Annotated in this window: 8 protein-coding genes; 6 read left to right on the forward strand and 2 right to left on the reverse strand. The window is 50.1% G+C overall.

The genetic code is table 11. The features are described from left to right. Positions 1-18: 18 nt before the first annotated feature. The 6 genes from DXB83_RS04145 (at position 19) to DXB83_RS04170 (ending at position 11,972) form a co-directional block, all read left to right on the forward strand. Complete coding sequence (locus DXB83_RS04145; RefSeq protein WP_055218976.1) at positions 19-1,488, forward strand: nicotinate phosphoribosyltransferase; 1,470 nt, start codon at positions 19-21, stop codon at positions 1,486-1,488. A 13-nt stretch (positions 1,489-1,501) separates the two neighbouring features. After that, the gene (locus DXB83_RS04150) at positions 1,502-2,353 is read left to right on the forward strand and encodes a CvfB family protein (RefSeq protein ID WP_022462037.1); all 852 of its coding nucleotides are present in this window, start codon (positions 1,502-1,504) and stop codon (positions 2,351-2,353) included. Positions 2,354-2,532: 179 nt separating this feature from the next. Continuing rightward, positions 2,533-5,709, forward strand: a complete 3,177-nt coding sequence (locus tag DXB83_RS04155) for an ATP-binding protein (protein WP_118697285.1) — start codon at positions 2,533-2,535, stop codon at positions 5,707-5,709. Between the two features lie 11 nt (positions 5,710-5,720). After that, complete coding sequence (locus DXB83_RS04160) at positions 5,721-9,194, forward strand: DNA polymerase III subunit alpha (RefSeq protein ID WP_022462040.1); 3,474 nt, start codon at positions 5,721-5,723, stop codon at positions 9,192-9,194. An 81-nt stretch (positions 9,195-9,275) separates the two neighbouring features. Further along, positions 9,276-10,268, forward strand: coding sequence for a 6-phosphofructokinase (pfkA, locus tag DXB83_RS04165; protein WP_022462041.1), 993 nt, complete (start codon positions 9,276-9,278; stop codon positions 10,266-10,268). A gap of 123 nt (positions 10,269-10,391) precedes the next feature. Further along, positions 10,392-11,972, forward strand: coding sequence for a glucose-6-phosphate isomerase (locus DXB83_RS04170; protein WP_118666654.1), 1,581 nt, complete (start codon positions 10,392-10,394; stop codon positions 11,970-11,972). A 139-nt stretch (positions 11,973-12,111) separates the two neighbouring features. Here the strand turns inward: DXB83_RS04170 and DXB83_RS04175 are convergent, their stop codons facing one another. Then, positions 12,112-12,612 (reverse strand): DUF4368 domain-containing protein, encoded by a 501-nt coding sequence (locus DXB83_RS04175; protein WP_117510059.1) that lies wholly within the window; start codon positions 12,610-12,612, stop codon positions 12,112-12,114. 6 nt (positions 12,613-12,618) lie between these two features. Continuing rightward, positions 12,619-13,521, reverse strand: coding sequence for a sensor histidine kinase (locus tag DXB83_RS04180; RefSeq protein WP_055267777.1), 903 nt, complete (start codon positions 13,519-13,521; stop codon positions 12,619-12,621). Positions 13,522-13,525: the final 4 nt, after the last annotated feature.

Below are 13,525 nucleotides of genomic sequence, written 5' to 3' on the forward strand. Positions count from 1 at the left end.
AGGAAAGGGGAATTTGCCATGAGAGCGCAGAACCTTACACTGTTAACCGATTTATATGAACTTACCATGATGCAGGGCTACTACGAGAACCCGTCCGATCAGATCGTGGTATTTGATGCATTTTACAGAAAGAATCCATGCGGCGGCGCATACGCCGTATGTGCAGGACTTGAGCAGGTAATCGAGTATGTCCGCGATCTTCACTTTTCACCGGATGACATCGACTATCTCCGTTCCCTCCATATTTTCAACGATGATTTCCTGGAGTATTTAAGAGGCTTCCATTTCACCGGAGATATCTATGCGATCCCGGAAGGAACCGTCGTATTTCCAAGAGAACCGCTCTTAAAAGTTGTCGCTCCGATCATGGAGGCACAGCTTGTAGAGACCGCGATTCTGAACATGATCAACCATCAGAGCCTGATCGCGACGAAAGCATCCCGCGTTGTTTACGCGGCAAAGGGCGACGGCATCATGGAGTTTGGACTCCGCCGTGCACAGGGACCGGATGCCGGTATCTACGGCGCGCGTGCTGCCATGATCGGCGGCTGCATCGGAACCTCCAATGTCCTGACCGGACAGATGTTTGACGTTCCAGTCAAGGGAACCCACGCACACAGCTGGATCATGAGCTTCCCGGATGAGTACACCGCATTCAAAACGTATGCGAAAATGTATCCGGAAGCATGCATTCTTCTCGTAGACACCTACGATGTTCTCGAATCCGGTGTTCCGAATGCGATCCGCGTCTTCAAAGAGATGAGAGCAGAGGGCTTACCGATGAAGGGCTACGGCATCCGCATCGACAGCGGTGACCTGGCTTACCTGTCGAAAAAAGCATATCAGATGCTCGAGGCAGAAGGTTTCGGTGATGCCATCATTTCCGCATCCAGTGACCTCGATGAGTACCTGATCGACAGCCTGAAAACCCAGGGTGCGAAGATCAATTCCTGGGGCGTCGGCACCAACCTGATCACATCCGGTGACTGGCCGGCATTCGGCGGCGTTTACAAGCTGGCAGCAGCAAAAGATAAAGATGACGCAGAATTCACACCGAAGATCAAGCTGTCCGAGAACTCCGAGAAAGTAACAAACCCGGGCAATAAGACGATTTATCGTATTTATGATAAAGAAACCGGAAAGATCCGTGCCGACCTGATCTGCCTCGCAGACGAGACCTTCGACGAGAGCAAAGATATGATCATCTTCGACCCGATCGAGACCTGGAAAAAGACGAAGATCAAAGGCGGAACCTACACCTTACGCGAGCTCCTCGTTCCGATTTTCCAGAAGGGCGCATGCGTCTACACTTCTCCATCCGTCATGGAGATCCGCGACATCTGCACCAGAGAGAAAGATACCCTCTGGGAGGAGTCCAAACGTCTGGTCAATCCGCATGAGGTTTACGTGGATCTGTCCGACAAGCTGTACCACATCAAGAGCGACCTGCTCGAGGAGATGAGCATGAAGGCTCTCGGCGAGCAGTAAGAAAGGAAGTCAAATGTTAAATATAGGAAGAAAGCAAAAGCTGGTAGTAGTAAAGAAAGTAGAATTCGGTATTTATCTTGGGGAGACCCGGGAAGCAGGCGAGAAGGAACGTGTTCTTCTGCCGATCAAACAGGTGCCGGAAGGAACAAAAGAGGGAGATGAGCTGGAAGTATTTCTGTACCGCGATTCCAGCGACCGTCTGATTGCGACAACCAGAGAGCCGAAGCTGGTGCTTGGAGAGCTGGCTGTCTTAAACGTAGCTGCTACCGGAAAGATCGGAGCATTTCTGGACTGGGGTCTGGAAAAAGATCTGTTTCTTCCGTTTAAACAGCAGACCCGCCGCCTCCATCCAGGTGATGAGGTTCTGGTTTCCCTCTACATCGACAAGAGCGACCGTCTCTGCGCAACGATGAAGGTTTACCATTTCCTGAAAACCAATTCTCCGTACGTCGTAGGCGATATCGTAAAGGGAAGAATCTACGAGATCAGCGGAAACTTCGGCGTTTTCGTTGCTGTTGATGACCGCTACTCCGGCCTGATTCCAAAGAGAGAAGCACAGGCAGACTATCATGTCGGCCAGGAACTTGAGTGCCGCGTTACAGAAGTCAAAGAGGACGGAAAACTCTCCCTGTCCGCACGCGGAAAAGCGTACGAGCAGATCGCAATCGATGCAGAGAGCGTTCTTTCTGTGATCGAGGAATTTGCAGGTGTCCTTCCATTTGATGACAAAGCATCACCGGAAGTGATTCAGAGAGAATTCGGCCTCAGCAAAGCAGCATTTAAGCGCGCGGTCGGCCATCTGATGAAAGAAAAACAGGTTGTCATCCGCGACGGTAAAATCTGGACGGCAGAAAAAGCAAAATAAGAAAAAATCGGGCACTGGACAGGAAGCACATCCTCTCCGGTGTCCGTTTTTTTTTGTGTCAGACAGCAGATAAAATTTTGAAATTTTTTCTGCGCCCGGTTTGCGGTTGCGCGAAGAGAGGATTACGCTTATAATATGATCTATATGACAAAAAATGACACAGGATCTGATGGAGAGCGATGAAGAAAAAGAAAAGTAAGAAAAAAACATCTTTTATTTCCAAAACCGCAATGACGGTTTTGACGATCATTCTGATTATTCTGTTTTTCTGCATTATGTCGATGGTCGAGAAAATACAGGGAACGGCCCGCGTTGTCAACTATGCCGGTCTGGTACGCGGAAAAACGCAGCGGATTATCAAGCTGGAAGATGCGGGAGAACCGCAGGATACGATGATTGCAGACATCAACGCTTATATCGACGGTCTGCGGAACGGAAGCAGCGAGCTGGATCTGGTGCGCCTGGATGACCGGGATTTTCAGGATAAGATGACGGAGCTGGCATCGTATTTTGAAGAGCTGAAGGCAGAGATTCTGCTGGTGCGTGAAAAAGGATATGAGAATACCGCGATTATCGAAAAGAGTGAGACCTTTTTCAAAATCTGTGACGAGGCGACGGGCCTTGCGGAAGCGTATTCGCAGAGAATGGCGTATTCGCTGAAGAAGCTGGAGCAGGTGGTAGTAGGAGATATCATCGGTCTGGTGTTTGTCATCGGCATGGAGCTGATCAAGGCCGTCCGCTATGCGGCGATGAACCGTATTCTGCAGAAGAAAGTCTATCTCGATGAGGCGACGGGCCTGCCAAATAAAAATAAATGCGAAGAGATTCTGGAGGGAAGCGACGGAGGAGAAGAAATTTCCGGCGTGTATGCGGTCTGCGTGTTTGACCTCAACAATCTGCGCACGATCAACAACAGTCTGGGTCACGACAAGGGAGACGAATATATCCGTTCCTTTGCCGTTCAGCTTCGAAAAGCAGTCCCGGAGGAGTATTTCGTCGGAAGAAACGGCGGAGATGAGTTTCTTGCCATTCTGCGCGGACTGAACCGCGAAGAAGTGGAAGCGTGCATGAATCACATCCGCACGCAGACGGCAGAATATTCCCGCCAGCACCCGGAGATGCCGATCAGCTACGCCGGAGGCTATGCACTGTCCACGGAATTTGAAGACTGTGATATCCGGGAACTGTTCCGCCATGCGGACCAGAACATGTATATCGACAAAAACCGCGCGAAGATGGAAGAAGCCGCCGCAGAGCGGAAGATCAGCCTGGAAGCGCTGGACGTCGTAAAGAAAAAGGGATACCATTTTTCCAACTGTATTTACTGCAATGCAAGACAGGACCAGTACCGGATTCTGCGTGCCGTTTCGGGCTTTTTCCTTGCCGAGGACGGCAGCTATACCGGTGCGGCCGAGCATATTGTGCAGGGCATCACGGATGAGGAAAAGAGAAAGGAAATGCGTAGAATGCTGGATCTTACCCATCTGAAGGAGTGCTATCAGAAGGGAGAAGAGAGCGTAGAAATTCTGTACGAGTATCAGGAGGGCAGCGAAGGGGAAGCGCTCTGCCGGGGAAAAGTCACCATTCTGTTCTACGACGCGGCCGAGGATGGCGGACTGCACCATTTTCTGATGGGATTTGAGCGGTTCCGCTCCAATGGGGAAGCTGCTCGGAATGAAAAAGAACAGCTCGACCAATACTATGAACAGATGAAACAGTCGATCATTGAAAACAGCCACTACGCCGAGGCACTTCTCGAGACGGCCGAGGCCGTGTTCGCCGTTGATCTGACGAATGATTCGCTGGAGCAGATTTTTTACCACAGCGAGCAGAAGAAATTTGACCTCAATATAGATCTGCCGTGTTCCTACGAGAAATACTGCGGGGAATGCAGTGCGTTTGTCGCGGAGGAGACATTGGAATCATACCGCATTGTGGATTCCTCGAAGAAACTGCTGCAGCGCTTTGAAAACGGAGATAAGCAGGTAGTCGTGGAGTATCAGGAAACAGATGAGTCCGGCAGAAGAATATGGTTGCAGAAGACGGTTCTTATGTCACAGGATACCGTCTACGACCGAAAGACAAAGCGGGAGAGCGTTGTGGTACACGGCATGATCCTTTTCCGTGATACGTCAGAGTTTCACAGCCGGGAAGAGAGGGAGAAGATACAGCTTCAGGATGCCTTTAGAGCTGCAGACAGTGCAAGTCGTGCAAAAACAGAATTTATGAACCGCATGAGCCACGATGTGCGCACGCCGATCAATGGCATTATGGGCATGCTGGATATCATCCGCAAAAACCGGCAGGATGAGGCAAAAGTGGACGACTGCCTCGATAAAATCAATCTTTCCGCAAGCCATCTGCTGGCACTCGTCAACGATGTGCTCGATATGAATAAGCTGGAGTCCGGAAAAGAGACGATCGAGAGCGTTTCTTTTGACCTGACGCATCTGATGGATGATGTGTCATCCCTTGTCAATGCGCAGATTACGGAGATGGGCATTACCCACCGTACGCACCGCGGTGAGCTGACGCACACGAGACTGATCGGCAGTCCGCTGCGCCTGCGGCAGATTATGCTGAATCTCTTCAGCAATGCAATCAAGTACAACAAGCCGGGCGGAATGATCGATACGTATGCGGGCGAAGTCTCCTGCGACGGAACCCGGGTCGTCTACGAGTTCCGCATCACGGACAGCGGCATCGGAATGAGCAGCGAATTTATCGAAAAAGAGCTGTTCCATCCGTTCACACAGGAGAAGTCCGGTGCGAGAACGCAGTACAAGGGAACGGGCCTTGGCATGTCGATCGTCAAAGAACTGATCGAAAAAATGCAGGGCACGATCGAGGTAACGAGCCAGCAGGGCGTCGGAACGACGTATGTATTCCGGCTTCCGTTTTACATTGACTGCGAGGGACAGCGGATTCAGGAAGTAAAGACACGGATCGCAGGAAAAGAGCTTGTCCGCTTCCACGTTCTGCTTGTCGAGGATAATGAGATCAACATGGAAATCGCCGAGTTTTACCTGACCGATCACGGTGCGACGGTGGAAGAGGCATGGAACGGCCGCGAGGCGGTCGAAAAGTATGCGGCGAATCCGCAGAAATTTGATGTGATTTTAATGGATCTGATGATGCCTGTGATGGGCGGCCTTGAGGCGGCGCGGCAGATCCGCACCATGGAGCTTCCGGAAGCAAAACAAGTCCCGATCATCCCGATGACGGCGCAGTCTTCCGAAGAGAGCAAAGAGGGATGCCGCGCAGCGGGCATGAACAGCCATCTGACCAAGCCGATCGAGCCGGACAGCCTGGTGCAGACGATCTTGGAGACAGCGGAACATGCCTTTGGAAAATAGAGGAGAAAACGATGAGTTTTACGCATTTACATGTACATACCGAATACAGCCTTCTGGACGGATCGAACAAGATCAAAGAGTACGTTGCCAGAGTCAAGGAGCTTGGCATGAACAGCGCCGCGATCACCGATCACGGCGTCATGTTCGGCTGTATCGATTTTTATAAAGAAGCCCGCGCGCAGGGCATCAAGCCGATCCTCGGCTGTGAGGTTTACGTGGCGCCGGGTTCCCGTTTCGACCGCGAAACCAGCCGCGGAGAGGACCGGTACTACCATCTGGTTCTGCTGGCGGAAAATAATACGGGCTATTCCAATCTGATGAAGATTGTTTCGGCGGGCTTTATCGATGGATTTTACTATAAGCCGCGTGTCGACATGGAGATTCTGGAAAAGTATCACGAGGGCATTATCGCGCTTTCCGCCTGCCTTGCAGGTGAGGTGGCGCGTGCGATGGTGCGGAACCAGTACGAGATGGGAAAAGAGGCCGCACTGCGGTATGAGAAGATTTTCGGAAAAGGCAATTTCTTCCTGGAACTGCAGGATCACGGCATCTCGGAGCAGCGGATGGTCAATCAGCAGCTGATGCGCCTCTCGGCAGAAACCGGCATCGAGCTGGTGGCGACGAATGATATTCACTACACGTACGCAGAAGATGCGGATTCCCATGATATTCTTCTGTGCCTGCAGACCGGAAAGAAGATCACGGATGAGGACCGCATGCGCTACGAGGGCGGCCAGTATTTCGTGAAATCCGAGGCGGAGATGGCATCGCTCTTCCCGTATGCACCGCAGGCAATCGAAAATACACAGAAAATTGCAGACCGGTGTAATGTGGAGATCGAATTTGGTGTCACAAAACTTCCGAAATTCGATGTGCCGGAAGGATACACTTCCTGGGAATACTTAAATAAGCTCTGCTACGACGGCCTCGAGGAACGGTATCACCCGGCGACGGATGAACTGAAAGCGCGGCTGAAATACGAGCTTGATACGATCAAAACGATGGGTTACGTCGATTACTTCCTGATCGTGTGGGATTTCATCAAATTTGCGCGCGACCACGACATCATGGTCGGACCGGGACGAGGATCGGCGGCCGGAAGTATTGTTTCCTACACCCTTGGCATCACACAGCTGGACCCGATGCGGTACCAGCTCCTGTTCGAGCGTTTCCTGAACCCGGAACGAGTTACCATGCCTGATATCGACGTGGATTTCTGTTTCGAACGCCGCCCGGAGGTCATCGACTATGTAACGAGAAAATACGGCAAGGACCGCGTTGTACAGATCGTCACATTCGGTACACTGGCGGCGCGCGGTGTCATCCGCGATGTCGGCCGTGTGCTGGATATGCCGTATGCACAGGTCGATTCGATCGCGAAGATGATTCCGAATGAACTGAATATCACGATCGACAAGGCACTGCAGATGAACCACGAGCTGCGGGAGCTGTACCAGGGCAATGAAGAGGTTGCACATCTGATCGACATGTCACGGAGACTTGAAGGTCTGCCGCGCCACACGTCGATGCACGCCGCCGGTGTTGTCATCGGCTCGCGTCCGCTGGTGGAATTTGTGCCGCTCTCGCGAGGAAGCGACGGAACGATCGTCACGCAGTTCACGATGACGACGCTCGAGGAACTGGGACTTCTGAAAATGGACTTCTTAGGGCTTCGGACCCTGACCGTCATTCAGAATGCGACAAAGCTCGCAGAGCGTTACAGCAATAAGAAAATTGATCTGCTTCACATCGATTACAACGATCCGAAAGTGCTCGGCATGATCGGCGCATCGAAAACGGTCGGTGTATTCCAGCTCGAGAGTGCGGGAATGAAAAACTTCATGAAGGAGTTAAAACCGCAGAGCCTCGAGGATATCATCGCCGGAATTTCCCTGTACCGGCCGGGCCCGATGGATTTTATTCCGCAGTACATCAAAGGAAAAAACAACCCGGAATCCGTTACGTACGATACACCGCTCTTAAAACCGATTCTGGAGCCGACGTACGGCTGTATCGTCTACCAGGAACAGGTTATGCAGATCGTACAGGCACTGGCGGGCTATTCGCTTGGACGGGCTGATCTGGTGCGCCGTGCGATGTCGAAGAAAAAGGCATCCGTCATGGAAAAAGAGCGCCAGAATTTCGTTTATGGAAACGAGGCCGAGGGCGTGCCGGGCTGTATCAAAAACGGCATTGATGAGAAGACAGCGAACAAGATCTACGACGAGATGATCGACTTCGCGAAATACGCCTTCAACAAATCCCATGCGGCGGCGTACGCGTTCGTATCGTACCAGACGGCATGGCTGAAATACTATTACCCGGTTGAGTTCATGGCGGCTCTGATGACCTCCTGCATCGATAACCCGGGAAAAGTCGCAGAGTATATCTTGAGTTCCCGCCAGATGGGCATTTCCATTCTGCCGCCGGACATCAACCGAAGCGAAGGAAAATTCACGGTGGACGGCCAGGCGATCCGCTATGGCATGGCGGCGGTCAAAGGCATCGGAAAGCCGGTCATGGAGGCGATCGTGGAGGAGCGGAGTGCAAACGGCCCGTTCCGCTCGTTAAAGGATTTCGCAGAGCGTTTAAGCGGAAAAGAAGTCAACAAGCGGACTGTCGAGAACTTTATCAAGGCGGGTGCATTCGACTGCTTCGGCGTGACGAGAAAGCAGCTCATGTTCGTCTACGCCAATGTGCTCGATGATGTGGCGCGCGAGAAAAAAGATTCGTTAAGCGGCCAGATGAGTCTGTTTGACTTCGTAGATGAGACGACCAAACGGTCGTATGAAACGGTGTACCCGGATGTCGGAGAATACGAAAAGAGTGATCTTTTGGCGCTCGAAAAAGAGGTGCTCGGCATCTACGTCAGCGGTCATCCGCTCGAGGAGCAGGAGGAGTGCTGGCGGAAGAACATTTCCGCGGTAACGACAGACTTCCAGCCGGATGAGGAGACGGGTTTCCCATCCGTCACCGACGGCGCGAAAGAGATTGTCGGCGGCATTATCACGGATAAAAAAATCAAATATACAAAGAATAACAAGACAATGGCATTTCTCACACTCGAGGACCTCGTCGGCAGTATGGAAATCGTCGTATTCCCGCGCGATTACGAGAAAAACGCAGCGATGATGCAGACCGATGCGCGTGTCTTCATCCAGGGCCGTGTTTCCGCGGAGGATGATAAGCCGAGCAAGCTGATCTGCGAGAAAATTTTCCCGTTTGCAGGCATCCCGAAAGAGCTCTGGATCCAGTTCCCGGACAAGGAAACGTACGAGAGAGAAGTGGCGGATCTGTACCAGATGCTGCATGAATCCGACGGCAAGGACAGCGTGATTCTCTACATCAAATCGATCAAAGCGATGAAAAAACTGCCGCCGAGCCGCAATGTGCAGGCAGATGCCCGTCTGGTGGCGTCACTTCAGGCAAAATTCGGTACCGGAAACGTGAAAGTTGTAGAAAAGAGTATTGAAAAAAGGGCCTGAATGCTTTAAAATAAAACTGTGTGTGATTAATAAATAAAACTACTCGTTTATTAATGTGTGTGATGAGATGGAGGAATTCATATGGCAACGACTAACAAGGTAAAGACAATCGGAGTGCTTACCAGCGGTGGTGATGCACCAGGTATGAACGCAGCGATCCGTGCAGCCGTAAGAAGAGGTCTGCAGAAGGGCGTTCAGATGAAAGGTATCCTGAAAGGCTACGACGGACTGATGAACGAAGAAATCATCGACATGACAGCCCGCGATGTATCCGACACCATCGAGCGCGGAGGTACTATCCTTTATACCGCCCGCTGCGCAGAGATGCGTACACCGGAAGGCCAGAAACGTGCTGCAGATGTCTGCAGAAAACACGGCATCGACGGACTGGTAGTTATCGGCGGAGACGGATCTTTTGCAGGAGCGCAGAAACTGGCAGCTCTTGGAATTAACACCGTAGGTGTACCGGGAACCATCGACCTGGATATCGCCTGCACAGAATATACCATCGGTTTTGATACCGCGGTAAACACTGCAATGGAAGCCATTGATAAAGTAAGAGATACTTCCACTTCCCATGAGAGATGCTCGATCATCGAGGTTATGGGACGTAATGCCGGATATATCGCTCTGTGGTGCGGTATCGCAAATGGCGCAGAGGATATTCTTCTTCCGGAGAAATACGATTACGATGAGCAGAAGATCATCAACAACATCATCGAGAACCGTAGAAAAGGCAAAAAACATCATATCATCGTAAATGCTGAGGGCATCGGCCATTCCACCAGCATGGCGCGCAGAATCGAAGCTGCAACCGGCATCGAGACCCGTGCAACGATTCTTGGACATATGCAGCGTGGAGGAAGCCCGACATGTAAAGACCGTGTATACGCGTCTATCATGGGTGCTTACGCAGTGGACCTTCTTCTGGAAGGAAAAACAGACCGCGTAGTTGCATACAAGAACGGTGAATATGTAGATTACGATATCGACGAGGCACTGTCCATGACAAAGACTCTGCCGGAATATCAGTGGGAGATCGCAAGAGCTCTTTCTTATAACTATACGAAATAAAAAAATATCACGAAACAGACTGTTTTTAGCAAGCAGTCTGTTTCATTGGTATAATAGCGGGAATAAAAATGTTTCCGCGGACGGAATAGAGAGACAAAATAAAAAAACAGGAGGAACTTAACAATGGTTACCTGGAACAATCTTGATAAACTGGCTTCTTTTGAGGAGCTGAAAAAAGTGGAGCGTGTCAATCTTGCCGAGGTGATGTCCGGCGAAAACGGAGCAGAGCGCGTAAAATCTTACAGCGTTCCGATGGCAGAAGGACTTGCGTATAACTACGCAGCAAAACAGGTGAATGAGGATGTCCTTGCCGCACTCGTAAAACTGGCAGAAGAGGCACAGCTTTCTGAAAAATTTGAGGAGCTTTACAACGGTGCTGTCATCAACACCGGAGAGAACCGTCTCGTGCTTCATCAGCTGACCCGCGGCCAGCTCGGAAACACCGTTACGGCAGACGGCGTAGACAAACGTGCTTTCTACGTAGAGCAGCAGAACCGCATCGCAGAGTTCGCGAACAAAGTACATGCAGGTGAGATCACCAACGCAGCAGGTGAAAAATTCACCACCGTTGTGCAGATCGGTATCGGCGGAAGCGACCTTGGCCCGCGTGCGATGTATCTGGCTCTGGAAAACTGGGCAAAGAAAAACGATTGCTTTAAAATGGAAGCAAAATTCATCAGCAACGTTGACCCGGATGACGCAGCAGCTGTTCTGAATTCGATCGACGTAGCACATTCCATCTTCGTTCTGGTATCCAAATCCGGAACCACACTGGAGACTCTGACCAATGAGTCCTTCGTAAAAGACGCTCTGAAAAATGCAGGCCTGGATGCATCCAAGCATATGATCGCCGTTACCAGTGAGACTTCTCCGCTGGCAAAGAGCGACGACTATCTGGCAGCATTCTTCATGGATGACTATATCGGAGGCCGTTATTCTTCCACATCCGCAGTCGGCGGCGCTGTTCTGTCCCTGGCTTTCGGACCGGAAGTATTCGCAGCATTCCTCGAGGGCGCTGCAGCAGAAGATAAACTTTCTGCAAACAAAGACGTATTACAGAACCCGGAGATGCTCGATGCGCTGATCGGTGTTTACGAGAGAAACGTTCTTGGCTATCCAAGCACTGCAGTTCTTCCGTACTCCCAGGCACTGAACCGTTTCCCGGCTCACTTACAGCAGGTAGATATGGAGTCCAACGGTAAATCGGTCAACCGCTTCGGCGAGCCGGTCAATTACCCGACCGGTCCGGTTCTCTTCGGCGAGCCAGGTACCAATGGACAGCATTCCTTCTATCAGCTGCTGCATCAGGGAACTGATATCGTTCCGCTGCAGTTTGTAGGATTCCGCAATAACCAGATGGAGACCGATGTCGACATCCAGGGCAGCACCAGCCAGCAGAAACTCTGCGCAAACGTAGCAGCTCAGATCGTTGCATTTGCCTGCGGTAAAGCAGATGAGAATAAAAACAAAAACTTCGAAGGCGGCCGTCCGTCCAGCATCATTATCGGAGATCAGGTAAATCCGAAGACGCTGGGAGCACTGCTTGCACACTTCGAGAATAAGATCATGTTCCAGGGATTCCTGTGGAACGTAAACAGCTTCGACCAGGAAGGCGTACAGCTTGGTAAAGTCCTTGCAAAACGCGTTCTGGCTCACGAGACAGACGGAGCACTGAAAGTATTCAGTGATCTGCTCAATATCTAAAAGCGTTATTTTCTGATCAGAAAAGGCGTCCTGTGAAAAAAATCTCCCGGAAAAACTCCGGGAGATTTCAGACTGTAGACAAAGCCCTGCTTAGGGGCGGTGACGTAAGAAAACATTTATGTGAGAGAATCGGCGTAGTTTAGGCTACGCCGGTTTTCTTTTCTTTTTGGGCTGCTTGGGATTGCTCCCTTGCGTCCTCAAAATCAAATGCACCAATGAAGTTATAGACGATCTCGATTTCTCTGACCTTGATGCGCGGCTCATTCTCGTCCGGCGTATAAACCTCGGAGATATAAATTTTCTCCACAAACTCCCGGAGAACAGAGGCATCAAGCTGCTGCATATCAGTGTACTTCCTGACCGCTGCAATAAACTGTCTGACATTGACTTTCTGCTTTTCCTGTTCCTTGACTTCTTGCCGAAGATATTCGACAAGGTTTGTAAGGTTAGTCTGTTCCAATTCATAGTCACGGGACAGTATATCAGCATGGCGGCTCCCTCCGTGGGCCGCCGATCCTGCGCTGGGCAAAGAGAAGCGGCGGCCTTGATTTCTCAAAGCCGCCGCTGGTTTTATGGGCGTGTCAAAAGGGCTGTTGTACGACGGCTTTTTTTCTTTGCCGTCGCCCGGCAGTTGAAACAATACTGTTTATTTGATTTCCAATGAAATGGTTAGTGTATCATTTTCAATTTTAGCGAACACATTGCCGCCGAGCTTGTCAGTTAATAGTTTTACCACAGCAAGCCCCACTCCTGTACCACTATTATGCCTTGATTTGTCCCCGGTATAAAATCTTTCAAATAGTCGGTTTGGGTCTATTTCCACCTTACTATCAATGGGATTTTCAATGATAAAAATAGCACTCTTTTCTTTGCCTTGCTTCAGGTCAATTTTAATCGAGCCAGAGGAATATCGAATAGCATTTATAATAAGATTTTGAAAAATACGTTCTACCATACCATAGTCCGAATGGAGATAAACGGAATGATCTGGCAGACCAATTACAGGAGATATGCCTTTTGCTTCCAATGCTGGGGCGTTCTCTGTGATAAGATTTATCAGCAAATTTGTTAAGTTGAAATCTTCACGCACAGGAGTTACTTCTTTTGCGTCTATTACAGAAACATCGTAAAAGGTTTGTATCAGCGCTTTCATTCTTTCTGCTTTATTATAAATGGTTTCTATACGCTGTGTTTGACCTGCTGATAAATTCTCCTTTTTTAATAATTGTAAATGGCCAAGTATTACCGTCAGAGGGGTACGCAAGTCATGTGAAATATTAGCAATGGACTCTTTCAAATACATTTCGTGCCGTAATGTGCTTGCAATGGACTGTCTTTGCTTTTCATTATACTGGTTTAATACTGCGGCCAGTTGTTCTATATCTTTATCAACAAGAGAGATGTCCAGCATCTTTTCCGATTTTCCAGTTGTAAGATCGGTCATTTGTTTCGATAGGTTACGGATTTGTCTTTTGATTTGCACATATTTGAAAAGCACTACTATCAAGACTGCGATAACTAAAATTAACAACAGCTTTATTCCAGACACCTCC

Origin of the sequence: Blautia sp. OM06-15AC (assembly GCF_003481425.1) — a bacterium.
Taxonomy (GTDB): Bacteria; Bacillota; Clostridia; order Lachnospirales; family Lachnospiraceae; genus Fusicatenibacter; species Fusicatenibacter saccharivorans.